The sequence below is a fragment of the Actinoplanes couchii genome, from assembly GCF_016862075.1.
GTDB classification, from domain to species: domain Bacteria; phylum Actinomycetota; class Actinomycetes; order Mycobacteriales; family Micromonosporaceae; genus Actinoplanes; species Actinoplanes couchii.
This window is the reverse complement of record NZ_BOMG01000103.1, coordinates 64,247-81,465: the sequence shown is the minus strand read 5'-3', so window position 1 is coordinate 81,465 and position 17,219 is coordinate 64,247. Positions and strand designations below refer to the sequence as shown.

23 protein-coding genes and 2 pseudogenes are annotated in these 17,219 nt (G+C 69.9%); 13 read left to right on the top strand and 12 right to left on the bottom strand.

Going from position 1 to position 17,219, the window contains the following annotated elements; genetic code table 11:
* Window positions 1-17 precede the first annotated feature (17 nt).
* A complete protein-coding gene (locus Aco03nite_RS41685; protein WP_203806593.1) occupies window positions 18-584 on the bottom strand; it encodes a hypothetical protein in 567 nt (188 codons plus the stop codon).
* Between the two features lie 211 nt (window positions 585-795).
* Between Aco03nite_RS41685 and Aco03nite_RS41680 the strand changes: the two genes are divergently transcribed.
* Window positions 796-1,440, top strand: a complete 645-nt coding sequence (locus Aco03nite_RS41680) for a DUF4232 domain-containing protein (protein ID WP_203806591.1) — start codon at window positions 796-798, stop codon at window positions 1,438-1,440.
* A gap of 5 nt (window positions 1,441-1,445) precedes the next feature.
* On the opposite strand, the gene Aco03nite_RS41675 is transcribed toward Aco03nite_RS41680, so the two are convergent.
* Complete coding sequence (locus tag Aco03nite_RS41675; protein WP_203806589.1) at window positions 1,446-2,432, bottom strand: GlxA family transcriptional regulator; 987 nt, start codon at window positions 2,430-2,432, stop codon at window positions 1,446-1,448.
* A 50-nt stretch (window positions 2,433-2,482) separates the two neighbouring features.
* Here Aco03nite_RS41675 and Aco03nite_RS41670 point away from each other — a divergent pair, with 50 nt between their 5' ends.
* The 3 genes from Aco03nite_RS41670 to Aco03nite_RS41660 are packed head-to-tail and all read left to right on the top strand — an operon-like array spanning window position 2,483 to window position 4,872.
* Window positions 2,483-3,451 carry an NADP-dependent oxidoreductase gene (locus Aco03nite_RS41670; RefSeq protein WP_239145884.1) on the top strand — a complete coding sequence of 323 codons (969 nt, stop codon included), beginning with the start codon at window positions 2,483-2,485 and terminating at the stop codon, window positions 3,449-3,451.
* Between the two features lie 36 nt (window positions 3,452-3,487).
* Window positions 3,488-4,084 carry a TetR/AcrR family transcriptional regulator gene (locus tag Aco03nite_RS41665; protein ID WP_203806587.1) on the top strand — a complete coding sequence of 199 codons (597 nt, stop codon included), beginning with the start codon at window positions 3,488-3,490 and terminating at the stop codon, window positions 4,082-4,084.
* Window positions 4,081-4,872 (top strand): NAD(P)H-dependent oxidoreductase, encoded by a 792-nt coding sequence (locus Aco03nite_RS41660; RefSeq protein WP_203806585.1) that lies wholly within the window; start codon window positions 4,081-4,083, stop codon window positions 4,870-4,872. The genes Aco03nite_RS41665 and Aco03nite_RS41660 overlap by 4 nt, the downstream gene beginning before the upstream one ends.
* A 1-nt stretch (window position 4,873) precedes the next feature.
* Here Aco03nite_RS41660 and Aco03nite_RS53640 read toward each other — a convergent pair.
* Window positions 4,874-4,987, bottom strand: a pseudogene (locus Aco03nite_RS53640) (NUDIX domain-containing protein); the annotation flags it as partial.
* A gap of 170 nt (window positions 4,988-5,157) precedes the next feature.
* Between Aco03nite_RS53640 and Aco03nite_RS41650 the strand changes: the two are divergent.
* Window positions 5,158-5,652 carry an NUDIX hydrolase gene (locus tag Aco03nite_RS41650; protein WP_239145883.1) on the top strand — a complete coding sequence of 165 codons (495 nt, stop codon included), beginning with the start codon at window positions 5,158-5,160 and terminating at the stop codon, window positions 5,650-5,652.
* Here Aco03nite_RS41650 and Aco03nite_RS41645 read toward each other — a convergent pair.
* Window positions 5,649-6,782, bottom strand: a complete 1,134-nt coding sequence (locus Aco03nite_RS41645) for a helix-turn-helix domain-containing protein (protein WP_203806583.1) — start codon at window positions 6,780-6,782, stop codon at window positions 5,649-5,651. The genes Aco03nite_RS41650 and Aco03nite_RS41645 overlap by 4 nt on opposite strands.
* Before the next feature lie 461 nt (window positions 6,783-7,243).
* Between Aco03nite_RS41645 and Aco03nite_RS41640 the strand changes: the two genes are divergently transcribed.
* From Aco03nite_RS41640 to Aco03nite_RS41620, 5 genes are all read left to right on the top strand, one after another.
* The gene (locus Aco03nite_RS41640) at window positions 7,244-7,660 is read left to right on the top strand and encodes a hypothetical protein (protein ID WP_203806581.1); all 417 of its coding nucleotides are present in this window, start codon (window positions 7,244-7,246) and stop codon (window positions 7,658-7,660) included.
* A gap of 89 nt (window positions 7,661-7,749) precedes the next feature.
* Window positions 7,750-8,649, top strand: coding sequence for a hypothetical protein (locus Aco03nite_RS41635; protein ID WP_203806579.1), 900 nt, complete (start codon window positions 7,750-7,752; stop codon window positions 8,647-8,649).
* A 114-nt stretch (window positions 8,650-8,763) separates the two neighbouring features.
* Window positions 8,764-9,384: a YitT family protein gene (locus tag Aco03nite_RS41630; RefSeq protein ID WP_203806577.1), complete on the top strand. Its 621-nt coding sequence runs from the start codon at window positions 8,764-8,766 to the stop codon at window positions 9,382-9,384.
* Between the two features lie 86 nt (window positions 9,385-9,470).
* A complete protein-coding gene (locus tag Aco03nite_RS41625; protein WP_203806575.1) occupies window positions 9,471-10,157 on the top strand; it encodes an energy-coupling factor ABC transporter permease in 687 nt (228 codons plus the stop codon).
* Window positions 10,154-10,486, top strand: a complete 333-nt coding sequence (locus Aco03nite_RS41620; protein WP_203806573.1) for a PDGLE domain-containing protein — start codon at window positions 10,154-10,156, stop codon at window positions 10,484-10,486. Before Aco03nite_RS41625 ends, Aco03nite_RS41620 begins: the two co-directional genes overlap by 4 nt.
* 40 nt (window positions 10,487-10,526) lie before the next feature.
* On the opposite strand, the gene Aco03nite_RS41615 is transcribed toward Aco03nite_RS41620, so the two are convergent.
* The 4 genes from Aco03nite_RS41615 to Aco03nite_RS41600 form a co-directional block, all read right to left on the bottom strand.
* Window positions 10,527-11,354, bottom strand: a complete 828-nt coding sequence (locus Aco03nite_RS41615) for an aldo/keto reductase (RefSeq protein ID WP_203806571.1) — start codon at window positions 11,352-11,354, stop codon at window positions 10,527-10,529.
* A 106-nt stretch (window positions 11,355-11,460) separates the two neighbouring features.
* Window positions 11,461-12,639: a sigma-70 family RNA polymerase sigma factor gene (locus tag Aco03nite_RS41610; RefSeq protein WP_203806569.1), complete on the bottom strand. Its 1,179-nt coding sequence runs from the start codon at window positions 12,637-12,639 to the stop codon at window positions 11,461-11,463.
* A 121-nt stretch (window positions 12,640-12,760) separates the two neighbouring features.
* The gene (locus Aco03nite_RS41605; protein ID WP_203806567.1) at window positions 12,761-13,555 is read right to left on the bottom strand and encodes a cytochrome c oxidase assembly protein; all 795 of its coding nucleotides are present in this window, start codon (window positions 13,553-13,555) and stop codon (window positions 12,761-12,763) included.
* A gap of 1 nt (window position 13,556) precedes the next feature.
* Window positions 13,557-14,003, bottom strand: a complete 447-nt coding sequence (locus Aco03nite_RS41600) for a DUF2243 domain-containing protein (protein ID WP_239145882.1) — start codon at window positions 14,001-14,003, stop codon at window positions 13,557-13,559.
* Between the two features lie 81 nt (window positions 14,004-14,084).
* On the opposite strand from Aco03nite_RS41600, the gene def reads away from it, so the two are divergent.
* Complete coding sequence (gene def, locus Aco03nite_RS41595; protein ID WP_203806565.1) at window positions 14,085-14,588, top strand: peptide deformylase; 504 nt, start codon at window positions 14,085-14,087, stop codon at window positions 14,586-14,588.
* 4 nt (window positions 14,589-14,592) lie between these two features.
* On the opposite strand, the gene Aco03nite_RS41590 is transcribed toward def, so the two are convergent.
* Window positions 14,593-15,288, bottom strand: coding sequence for a class I SAM-dependent methyltransferase (locus tag Aco03nite_RS41590; RefSeq protein WP_203806563.1), 696 nt, complete (start codon window positions 15,286-15,288; stop codon window positions 14,593-14,595).
* Between the two features lie 172 nt (window positions 15,289-15,460).
* Here Aco03nite_RS41590 and Aco03nite_RS41585 point away from each other — a divergent pair, with 172 nt between their 5' ends.
* Window positions 15,461-16,021: a hypothetical protein gene (locus Aco03nite_RS41585; RefSeq protein WP_203806561.1), complete on the top strand. Its 561-nt coding sequence runs from the start codon at window positions 15,461-15,463 to the stop codon at window positions 16,019-16,021.
* Window positions 16,022-16,027: 6 nt separating this feature from the next.
* On the top strand, window positions 16,028-16,201 hold the full coding sequence (locus tag Aco03nite_RS41580; protein WP_203806559.1) for a hypothetical protein: 174 nt from the start codon (window positions 16,028-16,030) through the stop codon (window positions 16,199-16,201).
* Here the strand turns inward: Aco03nite_RS41580 and Aco03nite_RS41575 are convergent.
* The 3 genes and pseudogenes from Aco03nite_RS41575 to Aco03nite_RS41565 all read right to left on the bottom strand — a co-directional run bounded on the left by Aco03nite_RS41575 (window position 16,173) and on the right by Aco03nite_RS41565 (window position 17,141).
* A complete protein-coding gene (locus tag Aco03nite_RS41575) occupies window positions 16,173-16,460 on the bottom strand; it encodes a DUF1048 domain-containing protein (protein ID WP_203806557.1) in 288 nt (95 codons plus the stop codon). The two genes, Aco03nite_RS41580 and Aco03nite_RS41575, sit on opposite strands and share 29 nt — an antisense overlap.
* Window position 16,461: 1 nt before the next feature.
* Window positions 16,462-16,782: pseudogene (locus Aco03nite_RS41570) on the bottom strand (DUF1048 domain-containing protein); the annotation flags it as partial.
* 32 nt (window positions 16,783-16,814) lie between these two features.
* Entirely contained in the window at window positions 16,815-17,141 is a 327-nt protein-coding gene (locus Aco03nite_RS41565) for a PadR family transcriptional regulator (protein ID WP_203806555.1), read from the bottom strand.
* Between the last annotated feature and the right edge of the window lie 78 nt (window positions 17,142-17,219).

The window sequence follows — 17,219 nt, the reverse complement described above, 5'->3', positions numbered from 1 at the left end:
CGCCCCCTGTACCCAAGTTATTCGATCGGGCCACGGTCCACGAAGCTGTACGTGCCGCGGCTTCCGCCGTCACCGACCTGCTGCAGGTAGAGGGCCGAACCGTCGTTCTTCACCTGCAGGGTGCCGTGCTCCTCGCTGGTGATGCGGTGGGTCGGGCGGCCCTTGTCGTCCTGCTCGCCGGTCGCGGTGATCGAGAACAGGGTGTTCGCGTTCTCGGTGCAGGCGCCGGTGGCGATGCTGGTGGGCTCGTCGCGGGTGTCGGCGGTGGCGCACCAGCGGCCGCCTTCCTCCCGCGGGCGCAGCGCCTCGATCAGGTACTGGTCGCCGGCGGCCGGGACGAGCCGGAACAGCGCGCCGTCGTCGGTGCCGTCCCCGATGGCGATCGGGCCCTCGTACGTCGCGCTCCAGTCCTTGTCGTCCTCGGCGATGTGGATCAGCGCTTTCCGTTCGCCGGTGAAGATGTCCTCGGGGCCGGCCACGGTCGCGGCGACCGGGGTCGGGGTGACCGCCTCGGAGGCGCCGGTGCAGGCCTGCATCGAAAGGGTCAGTCCGGCGAGAGCGGTGAGGGTTGCGGTCACACGCATGGCGAATGTCTCCTTCGGATTCGGTAATGGCTCGTTCGTGGCCTACCCGCCCCCGATCGGGGCACAAACGTTTCTGTCGCGCACGTTCTGACGAGGTGTCGCGCACATTCAAGACGCGATTTCGTAAGGGTGGAAAACGGTTGGCCGAATGCTCACCGGGGCATGGGGCGAGGTGGCACGGGAAAGTCCACACAGGCGAAGGAGTTGCACGATGCGTATCCGGACCATGCGATTCGCTCTGCTCGGCGTGATGACCGCGGGTGTGGTGCTCACCCAGCAGGCCTGCGCGAATGGCACGGCGGTGGAGCCGGTTTCGGCGCCGGCGGCCTCGGAGGCGGCGACCACGGAAGCGGAGCCGGCGGCGACGGGATCCGAGGCGCCGGAGAGCCCCGATCCGGACGAGGGCGCGGTCCCGGCCTGCAAGACCGGCGACCTGGAGGCGAACATCACGCTGCAGCCGGACGGCAAGGGCGACACCCGGATGGGCCTGGTCACGCTGACCAACAAGTCCGACACCGAGTGCGGTGTGCACGGCCACGCCACGATCGCCCTGAAGAACCCGGCCGACGAGGTCGTCAACGTGCCGACCGAGAACGTCAAGGAGCCCGGCGAGTCGATCCGGACCGCGCTGAAGTCCGGTTCCAGCGTCTACCAGGGCATCAAGTGGACCGTCTGCGACAAGGGCGACTCGACCTGCGGCGCGGGCAACACCCTGGTCTTCAGCCTGGACGGCGGCAAGGACGGCAAACCGGCGAAGCTGTCGAACTTCCCGGCGCCGGAGAAGAACGACATCACCATGAAGTCGCTGAAGATCGGCACCATCCAGCCCGACCGTCAGGGTGTCGTGGCCTGGTAAAGCGCTCAGACCGGGGCGCGGAACGTGCGGCGGTAGGCGGTCGGCGGCAGTCCCAGGGTGGTCTGCAGGTGTTTGCGCAGCAGCGTGGCGCTGCCGAAACCGACCGCCGCCGCGACCCGGTCCACCGGCAGGTCACTGGTCTCCAGCAGGTGCCGGGCGTGGTCGACACGCTGCTGGATCAGCCACTGGTTGGGGCTGCTGCCGGTCTCCGCGGCGAACCGGCGGCTGAACGTGCGCACGCTCATGTTGGCGTGTGACGCCAGGTCGATCAAGGTCAACGGCTCGCCGAGCCGGGACAGGGCCCATGCGCGGGTACGCGTGGTCGAGGTGTCCGTGACCTGCGGCACCGAGCGTTCGATGAACTGGGCCTGGCCCCCGTCGCGCCAGGGTGCGATCACGCAGCGCCGGGCGGCCGCGGCGGCGATCGCGGCACCGTGGTCACGCCGGATCAGGTGCAGGCACAGGTCGATCCCGGCGGCCGCTCCGGCACTGGTCAGGATCCGGCCGTTGTCGACGAACAGCACACTCGGGTCCAGGTCGACGTGCGGGAACAACCTGGCGAACTCGTCGGCGAGCGCCCAGTGGGTGGTGGCGCGGAGCCCGTCGAGCAGCCCGGCGGCGGCCAGGATGAACGAGGACGTGCACAGACTGACGATCCGGGTGTCCGGGCCGATCCGGGCCAGGGCGGCGCTGACCGCGGGTGGCAGGGTGCCGGAGCGCAGCATCTGGGTGGTCGGTTCCTGGGTGGCGACGACGACGGTGTCCGCGTTGCTCAGCGCCGTCTCGTCGTGCTGGACGCCGATCGTGTACCCGGAGCCGGTGGTGACCGGGGCGCCACCGATCGAGCAGGTGATCACCTCGTACAGGCGATGGCCGTTGTCGTTTGTCGCCTCGTTGAAGACCCGGGACGGGATGCCGAGATCGAACGGGATCACGTCGTCGAGGGCCAGGACCGCGACCCGATGCGGGTTGGCCGGATTTTTGCGCACCATGTCATCCTAGCCACTCGTTGATCATCCGGAACGCGCCGACGATGGTCCGCATGACTTCTTCCACCATGCGTGCCGTGACCCAGCAGACCTTCGGCGGACCCGAGGTCCTCCAGATTCGCGAGGTGCCCAAGCCCTCGCCACTGCCCACCGAGATCCTGGTCCGGGTGACCGCCGCCGGCATCAACCCGGTCGACTGGAAGACCCGCGAGGGCACCGGGATGGCCGGGGTCCTCGGCGAGCCGCCGTTCATCCTTGGCTGGGACGTCGCCGGCGTCGTCGAGGAGATCGGCTTCGGGGTGACCACGTTCGCCGTCGGCGACGAGGTGTACGGGATGCCGTGGTTCCCGCGCGCCGCCGGTGGTTACGCCGAGTACGTGACCGCGCCGGCCCGGCAGTTCGCCCGCAAGCCCTCGTCGGCCACGTTCGAGCAGGCCGCGGCGGTTCCGCTGGCCGCACTGACGGCCTGGCAGGCGCTGTTCGACACGGCCGCCGTCACCGCCGGTCAGCGGGTGCTGATCACCGCGGCGGCCGGTGGGGTCGGGCACCTGGCGGTCCAGTTCGCCCGCGCCCACGGGGCCGAGGTGATCGCCACCGCCAGCGCCCGCAACGCCGAGTGGCTGACCGGGCTCGGTGCGCACCGGGTGATCGACTACACGAGCGTCCGGTTCGAGGACGAGATCAGCGACGTCGACGTGGTGATCGACCTGGTCGGCGACCACGACGACACCAGCCTGCGGTCCCTTCGTGTGCTCCGGCCCGGCGGTCTGCTGATCGCCGTGCCGTCCGGCGTCTCGCCCGATCTGGCGACCGCGGCGGCGGCCCAGGGCAAGCGGGTCTCGCCGTTCCTGGTCGAGCCGGACGGCCCGGCCCTGACCCGGATCGCCGCCCTGATCGACGCGGGTGAGGTGCACGTCGAGGTCGACCAGGTGGTCCCGCTGGACGCGGTCGCCAAGGCGCACGAGGTCCTGGCCGCCGGCCACACCCGCGGCAAGATCGTGCTGCAGGTCGCCGAGCGGTAGTTACCAGTAGTAAGTTACTTGTGGTAACTTGGCCGGGTGAGTGAGACCGGGAATCAACCGCGCCGCCGGCTGTCCAAAGCCGAACGGCACACCCAGCTGCTGGACGTGGCCCGGGAGCTGATCCGCGACGCGGGCACCGACGAGCTGACCCTCGGGCGGCTCGCCGAGCGGGCCGGGGTGACCAAACCGCTGGTCTACGACCACTTCGGCGACCGGGCCGGGCTACTCACCGAGCTGTACCGGGCGTTCGAGGACCGGCAACGCGACACCCTGCGCACGGCCCTCGACGAGGTGGCGCACGATCTGCCGGCGGTGGCCGGGGTGGTCGCGGCGGCGTACATCGACTGCTGCCTCGCCGAGGGGCGGGAGTTGGCCGATGTCGTCGCCGCGCTCGCCGGATCGTCCGAGCTCAGCCGGGTGCGCCAGGAAGCCGAGGAGGTCTACCTAGCCACCTGCCGCACAGCGCTGGAACCGTTCTGCGGGCCGCTCGACGCGGCGGCGCTGCACGCGTTCGTCGGCGCCGGCGACGCCCTGGCCCGCAACGTGCTCGCCGGCCGGATCGCCGCCGACCGCGCCCGCCGGGTGCTCGCCCGGGTCATCACCGCCATCACGACAGAGGGGACAACGTCATGACGATCGCGCATCCGCCGCGGCCCGGCGCCGCCCACTGGGTCTACGCGCATCCACGCTCCGGCTCCTTCAACGACCGGCTGTTCCGGGCCGGGGTCGAGGAGCTGTCACAGCGCTACCGGGTGGCGACATCCGATCTGAACGCGCAAGGCTTCGATCCGGTGCTCGGCGAGGGTGATCTCGGAGACCTGGCCGGGACGGCCGGCAACCTCGCCGAACAGGCCGGGACGGCCTACACCAAAGGTCAACTGCCTGCTGATGTACGCCGTGAGCAGGCCGAGTTGGCCGCCGCCGAACTCCTCGTGCTGCAGTTCCCACTGTGGTGGTACGGGCCGCCGGCGATCCTGAAGGGCTGGTTCGACCGGGTGCTGACCAGCGGTTTCGCCTACGGTGACATGGACCCGGACCTGGGCGTGCCCCGCCGTTACGGCGACGGCGGCCTGACCGGTCGCCGCGCACTGGTCGTGGTGACGGCGGGGGAGGACGCCCGCTCGATCGGCCCCCGCGGCATCAGCGGCGACCTGGAGTCCCTGTTGTTCCCGCTGACCCACGGCACCCTGTGGTACGTGGGCATCGAAACCCTGGACCTGCATGTGATCCACGACGCCGACGGCCTGGACGCCGCAGCCGTCGACCACGAGGTGCACCGCCTGAAGTCCCGCCTACGCACCATCGACGACGAGAAGCCCCGCCAGTTCCGCCGCCTACGCGACGGCGACTACCAGGGCACCCGCTCCCTACGAGCAGACCTGCTTCCGGGCCGCACCGACCTGGGCATCCACCTCGCCTGACCGGCCGACGGCCGGTCTCCTCCTCGACCTCACGGGCCGCGCAGGACAGCGGTTCCTCACCGTGGTCGAGGTAGCCGCCGGGCAGTTCCCAGACCCAGCGGTCGAGAACGAAGCGGTCGGTTTCGGCTTCGCGCTCATCAGCGCACCGTAGCCAAGGGCAGGACCTTCGGGTCCGAGGCGGCCCGATAGGTTTTTGTGGAGTGCGACTCGTGGGAGGCCGAGGTGAACGAACCGTCACCTGCTTGGCAGGTGCATGGTGAGCGGAGCATCTACGAGAACCGGTGGGTGAGGCTGTCCCGTGTCGATGTCGAGCCGCCGGGTGTCGAGCGGTTCGAACATCACGTCGTCCGGCTGAACAGTGCGGCGATCGCCGCGGTCGTCGACGGCCGGGATCGGGTGCTCATGCTGCGCCAGTACCGCTTCGTTCCGGGCAAGTGGGCCTGGGAACTGCCCGGAGGCCTGCTGGACCCGGGCGAAGACCCGGCGGCCACCGCAGCCCGGGAAGTAGAGGAGGAGACCGGATGGCGGCCGCACGCCCTCCGACGGGTGCTCACCTATCAGCCCATCGTCGGCATGGTCGATTCACCGCATGTGCTCTTCGTAGGCCGAGGCGCCGACCTGGTCGGTGAGCCGGAGGGCGGCGAAGAGGCCGGCGAAGTCACCTGGATCCCGCTGGCCGACGTCCGTGACCTGATCACCAAGGGCGAGATCATCAGCTCCGGGACACTACTGACGTTGCTGCACATCCTGGCCTTCGGCATCGACCCGGAAGAGTCTTAAACCATCCGCATCAGCCGTTCCACTCGGCGTCGATGCCGCACCGAGCCGGTCCGGCCGGCCAGCCGTCGTGCTGCGAGAAGGCACGAGCGGGCGTCGTCGGCCTCCTCCCGGACGAGGTGAGCCTGAGCCAGGTGGCAGAACACCCCGGCCCTCGCCCGGACGAAGGTCGGATCCATCGTTCTGAGCACTTCATACAGGTCGCCGACGGCTTCGTCGTCCCCGAGGAGAGCCATCGTGTTGCCACGCCACCGATCGAGATGACTGCGGTTCAGGAAGATGCTGACCATCTCCGGATCCCGGTCGTCGCTGTCCGGCGGCAGTTCGGCCAATGCGCGATCCAGGGCTCGCCGACAGTCCTCCGGGAGACCGGCCAGGGCGCACAATTCGCCTTCCACCGCGTTCAGCCAGGCGGCGAGTCGGCTCGATACTCGACTGCTGCTCGCTCGCCGGGCTTCCCGCACCAGCGAGACAGCCAGATCATGCCGTCCCGCCTCGACGAGAACGTAAGCCTGCTCCGCCATCGCGTGCGCCAGATAGGCGATCTCATCGGCATCCCTGGCTGCGGTTTTCGCCAGCTCGTAGTGACGCCAGGCCCGGTCTGCCGCACCGACGTCCAGCGCCTGCCAGGCGGCCAGGGTCGCGGCCCCGGCCAAAGCGATCGCCACGGGCCTACGCGCGTCCGGCAGCACAGCGAAGGTCAGGACGTCCTGCAAAGCAGCCAGGTGGGAGCCCATCTGGTCGACCAGTGACGCCGCTCCGGCCTGCCTATCCATGGTGCGCAGCAGTTCAGTCTGGGCGAGGAGGGTGCCGACCATCTCGCGCCCGATGCTGCGTGCGGAGTCGATCTGTTCAAGGAGTTGGACGTAGCCGTCCGAATCAAGGGGCACCGGGCCGGGTGCGTCGCCGACCAGTTCGCCGTCGGTGACTCCGAGGACAGCGCGAAGGATGGCCGCGTACGAGTCGGACAGCGCTCTTCTCCCGTTCTCCCATTCCGACACGTAGACGAGCAGGCTCGGTGTGGAGGCGATTTCGAGACCTCGGTGTCGTGCGTATTCTTCGATTCCCGCCACGAGACGGCGCTGGGACCATCCGCGTGCGTTGCGCGCTTCCCGTAAGCCGGTCGAGTACATCCCACCCTCCTGACCTCATCGGACTCTCGATGCTCAGGATGCCGGGCATTCCGCCTTCGGCCCAGGGGTTAACTCCGGTTTGTTAATAGCTATTGGCTTTCGTGGCATTCCGGAAGCGGCTTGCCTGGTTGATGCCCGAACCATCGTGATAGGTGGAAGTCGTCGGGCTCTGGGAGGCGATTCATGTCCGGGAACACGTACTACGCGATATCGGCCGAGCAGCTTCGTACGGCTCAGACCGTCCTCGATGATCACGTGACGTCGAGTGCGACGGGGCGATGTCTGTCTTGCGGCTCGTTGGGGCCGTGCCGGCAGCGGGAGAACGCTGTCGTGGTCTTCTCGCGGACGCTTCGGTTGCCTGCCCGCCGGCCTGGTGCGACTCGGCCCGGGCTGGTCGGGGCCGTCTGTGTGAGCACGCCGGGTCTGCTGTCCGGCGCTGTGGGCAGGAAAGGACCTCGGCGATGAACGGGCTGTGGAGTGGGACGGCCATGATGTTGGAGGCTGTCGTCGTCGAGGCCCTGGAACGGCGGGAGTGGGCACGGGCGGATCAGGCGCGGCTGCGCTGGGCGTCGTGTCTTCACCGGCAGGGCCGCTGTGATGACGCCGTGCAGGTGCTGCAACAGGGATGGGACGCGGCAGGCATCGGAGAGCGTGACGGTCTCGTGGTGGCGGCGATGCTGGGTATCCGGCTGTTGCGGCGGTGTCAGCGTGAGGACGAAGCCGGGGCACTGTGGGTGGCGATCCAAGCCGGTACCACGCGACGGATGCGGGGAAGGGCTCTCCACCATCTGTTGAGCCCGGCGAACTCCGAGCTGCACGAGATCGGCGACCGCACACACGGCCGGGTCTGCGCCTATCGTCACCGGGCCGGCGCATGACAGTCACAGTGCCGGCGGGAGCCGGGACCGAACAGGAGTGCCGTCAAACAGCCCGGCGGCGGTCGGGGAGTTCCTCGTACGCTGCGGGAATGGGTTTGTGGGTTTCCCGGGTGCTGGTTCGGTGGCGGCGGTGGGTTCTGGGGGTTGCGGCTGCTGTTGCGGTGGGTGGGGTGGGGGTTGCCTCTGGTGGGCGGGAGGAACCGCGCGGGATGCTGGCGGTGGCGCTCGGGGCTGCGGTCGTCTCGTTCGTGGTCGGGGCGGTGGTGGTTGTTGCTCTGCGGTGGCGAGGGAGTGCCGGGTTCGAGATCGGGCCTAGGGAATTCCGTACCCGCAGGCATGCGGTTCCGGTTTTTCTCGGGCTTTTTGTCCTGGGTGGGTGGGCTGCCTTCGCGGCGGTCTGTGGCTGGTCCTGGGTTCAGGGGGAGCGGGATGGCGTCCTGCTCGCCCTCACCGTGATCTTCACCGGTGGCCTGGTGTTCGTCGCGCCGATCGCCTGGCGTGGGACCGGCTTCACGGTGAACGCCGACGGCATCCACGCCGACCGCCGGATCGGGCGGCCGGTGACGATTCCGTGGGCGGATCTCGCGCTGGGGCCGATCGCTCACGCCGACCAGCGGATGGACCTGAACGTCGCCGGCAAGGGCCGCCTCCGGGTGTGGTTCGAGGATCTGCCGCCGGGGTTCGCCGCGGCCGTGGTGCGGCACTACGCCGAGGGTGACCGGGCCGGGATCGGCACCGAGGCGGAGCATCAGCGGCTCGCCGAGATGTTCGATCTGAAGGTCCGGCCGGACGGGCCGCCGCCGTCGCGGGCCCGGATCGTGGCGCTCGCGGTCGGTGCGACGGTGCTCTTCGGGACGGGTGTGTTCATTCAGGCGCTGGAGGCGGGTTTTGTCCTGCAGATCGCCGGCGCGCTCATCGTGCTGTTCGGTTTCGGGATGGCCGGTGATGCCTTCCAGGGCGCCCGGGCCCGAAAGTTACTTGCAGGTTAAAGAAAACAGCACGCGCTGGGCAGATCCCGCCTTGATCGACAGGCAGCTGTGCAGAGTGTTCAGCACATCGACCCTCGTTTGCACAGACCGACCCGTGATGTGAACCTATCGGCCATGATCAACACCCTGGAGAAGCCGGCGGCGGTACGGCACACCCGAGCCGAGGACGCCGTCAGCATCGTCACCGGGGCGTTCGTCGCGTCGCTCGGCCTGTTCCTGCTGAAGTCCGGCGGTATCGCCACGGGCGGCACCGCCGGGCTCGGCCTGCTCATCGAACGTGCCGCCGGCTGGCCGCTGGCCGTGGTTTTCGTGCTGGTGAACGTGCCGTTCGTGCTGCTCGCGATCACCCGCCGGGGCTGGTCGTTCACGCTGCGGTCGGCGATCGGCGTCGGGCTGGTGTCGGCGTTCTCGCTGCTGCATCCGGCGATGATGCCGCTGGTCCAGATGGCCCCGCTGTACGCCACGATCACCGGTAATCTGGCCACCGCCATCGGCATCCTGATCATTTTCCGCCACGGTGGCAGCCTCGGTGGGTTCGGTGTGGTCGCCCTGATCGCCCAGGACCGGTTCGGCTGGCGGGCCGGCTGGGTGCAGCTCGGCCTGGACGCGGTCGTGGTCCTGTTGTCGCTGCTGGTGCTGCCGGTCGGCGCGGCGCTGCTGTCCGCGGCCGGGGCGGTCGTGCTCAACCTGGTGCTGGCGATGAACCACCGGCCGGGCCGCTATGTGGGCGCGTAGTTGCAAGAGCTTGGCAACAACGTAGGTCTGTCAATATGCTTCGGCTGAGACCGGTTCCCTGAGCCGGTCGTACAGAGGAGATATCGATGGAAGCTGTGGCGATGCACATCGCCAACGGGATCATCAACGGTCCCGTGTCGGCGATATTCATGGTGATCGCGGTGGCCGGCCTCGCCGTCTGCGTGTGGCGGGCCAAAGCGGACCTCGACGACCGGCTGGCCCCGATGGCCGGGCTGGTCGCGGCGTTCATCTTCGCGGTGCAGATGCTCAACTTCGGCGTGTTGCCCGGCGTCTCCGGCCACCTGCTCGGCGGCACCCTCGCGGTGATCCTGGTCGGCCCATGGGTCGGCGCGCTGTGCGTGTCCACCGTCCTGATCGTGCAGGCGCTTGTCTTCGGCGACGGCGGCCTGACCGCGCTCGGCCTCAACATCACCAACATGGCCCTGATCGGGGCGGCCGCGGCGTACGTGCTGGTCGCTCTGCTGTTGCGCGTCCTGCCGAAGAACGCGTCGGGTCTCGGCGCCACCGCCTTCATCGCGTCGGTCATCGGTGTCGTCCTGGCGTCGCAGGGCTTCGTCCTCGAGTACGCGCTGGGCGGCACCACCGACCTGTCGCTGGCCGGGGTCGCCGCCACCCTCGGCGGGGTGCACGTCCTGATCGGAGTCGGTGAGGGCCTGATCGCCGCGACCACCGTGGTCACCGTCGCGAAGGTGCGGCCCGACCTGGTGTACGCGCTCCGGGCGTTCCGCAAACCGTTGGAGGTGGCCGCATGAGCAAGCGCGTTTTCATCGTCGCCGGCCTGCTCGTGGCCCTGCTGCTCGCCGGGGTAGCAAGCAGTTTCGCCTCCGGCAGCCCGGACGGACTGGACTACGCGGCCCGTGAGGGCTGCACCTTCAACGCCGACGACGAGATCACCGGCGGCACGTGCATGGCCCAGCAGGCGAAGGACCACGAGTTCGCCGACGGCCCGCTCGCCGACTACGCGTTCAAGGGCATCGACAACGAGTACCTGGCGACCGGCCTGTCCGGCGTGATCGGCGTGCTGATCACGTTCGCGATCGGCGGCGGCCTGTTCTGGCTGTTGCGGCGCCGACCGTCCTGAAAATGGGCGCCCCGGGTTTCCGGGGCGCCCATTCAGAACATCAGTGGCCGAACTTGTCCGAGTCCTCCACCACGGACTCGCCCTGGTCCAGCGCGGACAGCGCCGACATCTGCTCCCCGGTCAGCTCGAACCCGAACACGTCCAGGTTCTCCCGCAGGCGCTTCGGGTCGGCCGACTTCGGAATCGGCAGCAGCCCCAGCTGCAGGTGCCAGCGCAGCACCACCTGCGCCGGGGTACGCCCGGTCTGCGCGGCGATCTCGGCGACCTCCGGCAGGCCCAGCACCGCCACACCCTGCCCGCCGATCGGCGACCAGCTCTCGGTGAGGATGCCGTGCTCGGCGTGGAACGCGCGGGCCTCGGCCCGGGTGGACGCCGGGCTGAGCTGGATCTGGTTGACGTCCGGGGCCACCCCGGTCGCGTCGATGATCCGCTTCAGGTGGGTGGGCTTGAAGTTGCTGGTGCCGATGGCCTTGACGGTGCCGGCCTCGAGCAGCTGGACCAGGCCCTCCCAGGCCTGCACGTACCTGTCGTGACCCGGGTTGGGCCAGTGGATCAGCAGCAGGTCCAGGTGGTCCAGGCCCAGCTTGTCGAGGCTGCGCTCGGCGGCCTCGGCGACCTGCTCCTTCCCGTGCGACTCCTTGTTGAACTTCGTGGTGACGAAGATGTCGTTGCGCGGCACCCCGGACGCGATCAGGCCCCGGCCGACACCGACCTCGTTCCCGTACGCGAACGCGGTGTCGATCAGCCGGTAACCGGCCTGCAGCGCATCGGCGACCACCCGCTCGGCGTCCGCGTCGTTCAGCGGCCACGTGCCGGCGCCGATCCGCGGGATCTCGGCACCGTGCAGCAGCTTGATCGTCTCGGTCATCTGATTCCTTCCGTGGATACTCCGGCTCCGCTGCCGGAGAGGAAACGGATCTCCCGCGTTGCAGGGTAGGGGTAGGCCGGCCGGCGTGGCCGCGCCGGTCGATCCGCTACGACGTGAACGATGCCGGACCGCTGTCGTCCGCCAGCATCGGGGTGAGCCCGCAGACCGTGGCGATCCGGTGGATCACCGGGCTCAGACCGGTCGCGGTCACCGTGACACCGCGGGCCCTGCCCGACTCGTAGACCGCCCGCAGCACACGGACCCCGGCCGCGTCCAGCAGCGGCACCTCGCCCAGCTGCAGGACGACCCGCAGACCGGCCGGCTGCCCGCAGACCACGTCCAGCAGGGCCGTCCGCAGCCTTCCGGCGTTGTCGCGGTCCACCTCGCCGCGGATCCGGACCTCGATCCGCCCGCCGGCCGAAGGTGTCACCGTGATCGCGAAGGTGTCACCCTCCCGGCCGGACCTTCCCGGCACGGGCGGCACCCGGTCGGTCAGCAGACCCTCCCGGAGCCAGGCCACCGTACGCGCCAGCAGACGGGAGACCTGCATCTGCGAGATGCCGAACTCGGCCGCGATGTCGGACTGGGAGCGGCCTCCGTAGAAGCTCGCGACCACCAGGCGCCGGTCCCGTTCCGGCAGGGCCGCGATCAGGCCGGCGAGCGTCACGCTGTCGGCGACCTTCTCCAGCGCGCTGTCCGTAGCACCGAGCAGGTCACCGAAGGAGGCGTCGCCGTCACCGACGGGAGTGTCGAGCGACAGCGAACGGTGACCGGCCGCGGTCACCCGGGCCCGGTCCACACCGGCGGCGGTGAGGCCGGCCCGCCGTGCCGTCTCGGTGTCGGTGGGCTGCCGCCCGAGTTCGCCGGTCAGGTCCGTCTCGTGCCGGATGACGGCCCTGGACTGTTCCTGCATCGGGCGGGGCACGTGCACGGCCCAGGTGCGGTCGCGCAGGTGCCGTTTGAGTTCGCCGACGATGCACATGACGGCGTACGCGGTGAACGAGCCCCGTTCCGGGTGGTAGCGGTCCACCACCTTCACCAGTCCCAGGCGGGCCACCTGTTCCAGATCGGCCAGCGGTTCCGTGCCACCCCGGTACCGGCGGGCCAGACGGTCGGCCATCGGTAGCGCCGCGCTGATCATCTGCTCGCGCAGGCGCCCCGCCCGTACGTCGCCGGCGGCGTCCCGTTCGTGTGCGTAGTGCTCAGCGACCGCGTCGAGATCCTCCCGTGGGGCGCGCGACGGGCGTGTGCCGGTGGGTCCGGAGACCCGTGGCGTAGGCAGCATGTGGTTCTCCCTCGTCCCGGCCCGTTCCCACCCTCTGCCCCCGGGGAACCAGGTGAAACCGCATCCGCCGATCGGGAACGTGACGCCTGCCGCACGAGGAGGCTTCGGCCCGGCGGCAGAGTCAGCGCCCGGGTCGGGCCGGCGACGGAGGCGGCCCCGCCACGCTTCCGCTGACCCGGTCGCGGCGGCCGGCGGCGTGGTACCACTGGGCGCAGAAGACCACCACGAGCAGCAGATCGGCCAGGTCGCCGCGGTAGTACATCAGCTCCGCGCCCGCTTGTGCCCCGGCCTGCGGGACACCGGCCGGGGGATGCGTCCACAGGTGTTTGGCGAGGATGTCGTGCAGGGCCAGCGAGGCGATCAGGACCACGCCCCGGGTGGCCCGCCCGGGGCGGTGCGGCGCCGGGTCGACACCGATCATCGCGGCGGTGAACAGGTAGCCCGACAGCAGGACGTGGGCGTGGATCAGCAGTGCCACCGCGGGATCGGCGGTCGAGTAGCGGTACAGATCGGTGGTGTACAGCAGCCACAGGCCGCCGGTGTTCAGCACGGCGGCGGTCACCGGGTGCGCGACGAACCGGGCTGGGTGGCAGCGCAGCAGCCGTGCCATCCGCCGGGCGGCCGCCACCGGCAGCGCCCGCAGCGTCAGCGTGACCGGTGCCGCCAGTACCAGGGCCACCGGCGCGACCATGCCCAGCAGCACGTGGCTGATCATGTGGTCGCGGAAGCCGTGACCGGGCCGGGACACCGCGGCGGCGGCGATGACGAGACCGGCCACCCACAGGATGGTATGTCGTACCGGCCAGCCGGTGCCGCGACGGCCCGCCGCAACGGCGAGCGTCAGATAACCGGCGGCGGCCGTGAACACCACAGCGGCCGTCAGCCAGCCGGGTCCCGGGTCGTGGTGCCCTCCCATGTCAGCTTTCGCCGGATCGTGGCCGTCCGCGCCGGGCCGCGGCCAGCAGCACGAGCCCTGCGGCCAGCAGCAGGACGGCGACGATGTTCCAGGCCCAGTCGTACGGGGCCGGTGACACGTCGTACCGGATCTGATGGATTCTCATGACCTTGTGCTGGACCGTGCCGTCGTAGAGCTGGAAGCCACCGGCGCCGGCGAGCAGGGCACCCCACCAGAGCCGTGGCCGGAACGTCTGCCGCCGCCGCAGATCCGCGTAGAGGAACAGTGCGCCCACGGTGGCGACCATGCTCACCGCGTGCAGGATCCCGTCCGAGACCAATCCGATCGCCGGGGTCGACCGATCGTAGAAGTGGTGCCAGTGCAGCAGCTGGTGGAAGACGGTCTCGTCGACGAAGGCGGCGAGACCGACCCCGAGGAAGGCACCGGAGACCACGTTCCGGCGGGTCACAGCGCGCCCGCGGCAGTGAGGGGAGGCATCCCGTGCGCCTACCCCGGGCAGGTGCCGGCAAACGGAGGATATCGTCGCCTGATGGCTGCGCGACCGATCACGTACTACGGCAATCCCGTCCTGCACCGCCGCTGTGCGGACGTCACCGTCTTCGACGCCGGCCTGGCCGCGCTGATCGCCGACATGTTCGACTCGATGTACGAGGCGAACGGTGTCGGGCTCGCCGCCAACCAGATCGGCGTCGACCAGCAGATCTTCGTCTACGACTGCCCCGACGACGAGGGCGTGCGGCACAAGGGGCACATCGTCAACCCGGTGCTGCGGGCCGAGGCCGCGGCGGTCGGCGAGGTCACCGTCTCCGAGGGCTGCCTGTCGGTGCCCGGCCCGCGCGCCGATCTGCCCCGCGCCGCCCTGGCCACGGTGACCGGATTCGATCAGGACGGCAACCCCTTGACCATTTCCGGTACGGGGTATTTCGCGCGCTGTCTGCAGCACGAGCACGATCACCTGAACGGCACGCTCTACGTCGACCGGCTGCCCGCGCAGCAGCGCGAGGAGCTGCTGCGCGAGGCCGGCCTGCGCTGACGGGTCAGACCCGGGCGGTGATCAGGAACTGCATCTGCACCTCGTGGCCGGGGGAGACGCCGTGCCGCTGGTCCAGGTCGTAGATCGTGGTCAGCGGGCGGGCCGACACGTCCTTGAGGCCGGCGTCGGCCAGGGTCAGGACCGTCTCGTCGATCGACTTGGCGGCGGCCAGCGGCAGTTGCGCGCGGACCTCCTCGTCGTACGAGCCGGTGAACAGCTCCGAGGCCTCGTCCAGGCCGTTCGGGAACCAGGTGCTGTCGACCATCACGACCAGGCCACCGGGGCGCAGCAGCGTGGTCCAGTTGGCGACCGCCTCGGCCGGGTTCCGCAGGGTCCACATCACGTAGCGGCCGACGATCGCGTCGAAGCTGGCGGGCGGGAAGTCCGGGGCGACGGCGTCACCGAGCCGGAAGTCCGGGGCGTTCGCCACCGATGCGGCGTGCTTGCGGGCCTGGTCGAGCATGCCCGCGGACAGGTCGACGGCGCTCACCCGGTGCCCGAGCCCGGCCAGCGTGAACGCGACCTGGCCGGAGCCGGTGCCGACGTCCAGCACGTCCAGGGGGCCGTCGGGCAGCGCTTTCGCCCAGATCTCGGACCAGGCCCGGTTGTCGTCGTCGAGCCGTTCGGGGCGGTGCTGGTCGGCGTCGTAGGCCGGCGCCCGTACGGTCCAGTAGTCGTTGATCCGGTCTTGTGCGCTCATGCGGGGGGTTCCTCGTCGCTCGGGTCCTTCTTTGTTGCAAAGTCTGGGCAGCAACGTACCAGCAAGATCAATCGGTGCCGGACAGCGCGTGTTCGTTCACCGACCGTCAATCTTTGCGAGCCGATGAACCGCGAGGTGGGACATCAAGATCAAAGCGATTAGCATGCGTCCCGTGACCACACCGGAAGACATCCTCGCCACCACCGCCTGGGGGGACCTGGAGCACGCCTACGGTTCCGCGGAGGACCTGCCCGAGCTGTTGAAGCCACTCCTGAACGGGGAGACGGCCGATTTCGCCGCGGCCATGCACACCCTGAACTGGAACCTCACCCACCAGGGCACGCTCTACTCGGCCACCCTGCCGGCCGCCCGCTACGTCGTGTCGGTCCTGACCGACCCGCGGACCCGGGCCGGTAAGGCCGCCATGCTGAGCTGGCTCGACGCGGTCGCCGGCAGCGCCATCGAGTTCGAGGAGTTCGACCACGAGCCGGACGCCGACGCCTGCCGGGAGGCGATCCCCACCTTCTATCCGGCGGTCGCCGCCAACTTCGAACACCCCAATCCGATCGTACGGGTGGCAGCCCGCCGCGCCGCGCTGACCATGCTCTACCGCCCGGCCCTGGAGCCGGAACGCGCCGCCGCGGCCCCGCACCTGCTGGCCGAGATCGAACTGCTGACCGACTCCGAGCAGGGTGTGGTCCGCGACGCCGTCCAGCAGTGGGGCGCCGCCTGACGTGCGGTGCCGGGTGACGGCGAGCCGGGTGACCTGCCGGCGGTGGCCGGGACCGGTGCCGGCCGGCAGGACGGCGAGCCGCTGGTGGGGTGGCCCGCCGTGGTGGCGGTGCCGGGCCGGCTGACCCGGACCCTGCTGCGCCGGGTCTCCGTCACCGACCTGCTGCGCCGGGTGTGGTGAGGGAGTTCGCGATGACGTCGTCGCAGAACGCGGCGACGTCCGGGCCGATCAGCTGCATGACGCTCTTGCCGCCGGCGACGCCCTCCTCGAAGAACTCGGCGATCCCGGGGAGGATCTCGGGCAGCTCGGCCGGGCCGACCTTGAACAGGTACTTCTGGATCTCCCGGTAGACGATCCGGTAGTCCGGCGGGAGCGCCTCGATCCGGGCCACGTGGGCCCGCCACTGCCGTTTGCCCTCGATGATGTCGCGGATGCCCATGTCAGCTCTCCAGCCTGGCCAGTTTGCGGGCGACCGTGCGGTTGAGCTGGTCCCGCCACCGGTCGCGGTAGGTGCGGGCGCCGGTGCCGCCGGTCAGCGCCGTGCAGAAGCCCGGAATGTCGTCGCCGAGGACCTCGTGAGCGCTCTGGCCCTCCGCGGCGGCCTCCTCCAGCAGCGCCATCGCGCCGTCGAGGATCGGCAGGAGGTTACGGCCGGTGAAGTCGCCGTGCGGCAGCAGGTTCGCGCTGATCTCCCGCCACGCCGCCCGGTGATCGTCCGGAAGCGCCTCGGCCCGGGTCTGAAGGGCCGTCCACTCCCGGGTGAGGTCGCTGCCGGTGACGGTTTCCTAGAAGCTCATCGTCCACCCTCCTTGAGCCGGTCGATGCGGGACGAGACGTACTGCCATTTCGCCCAGAACGTCGCCAGCTCGGCCCGCCCGGCGTCGTTGAGCGAGTAGAACTTGCGGGGCGGCCCGACCTCGGACGGGCGCTTGGTGACCTGGACGAGCTTGTTGCGCTCCAGCCGCAGCAGGATCGTGTAGACCGTGCCGTCGATGACGTCGGTGAACCCGAGGTCGTTGAGCCGCCGGGTGATGGCCCACCCGTAGGTCTCCTCAGCGTTGATGATCTCCAGCACGCACCCCTCGAGGGTGCCCTTGAGCATCTCCGTCAGATCTTCCATCCCGGCCCCTTCCGGCGGTACCCGGTACCACCGGGTACCGGTATACGGTAACACCGAATACCGGTACCCGGTACCACT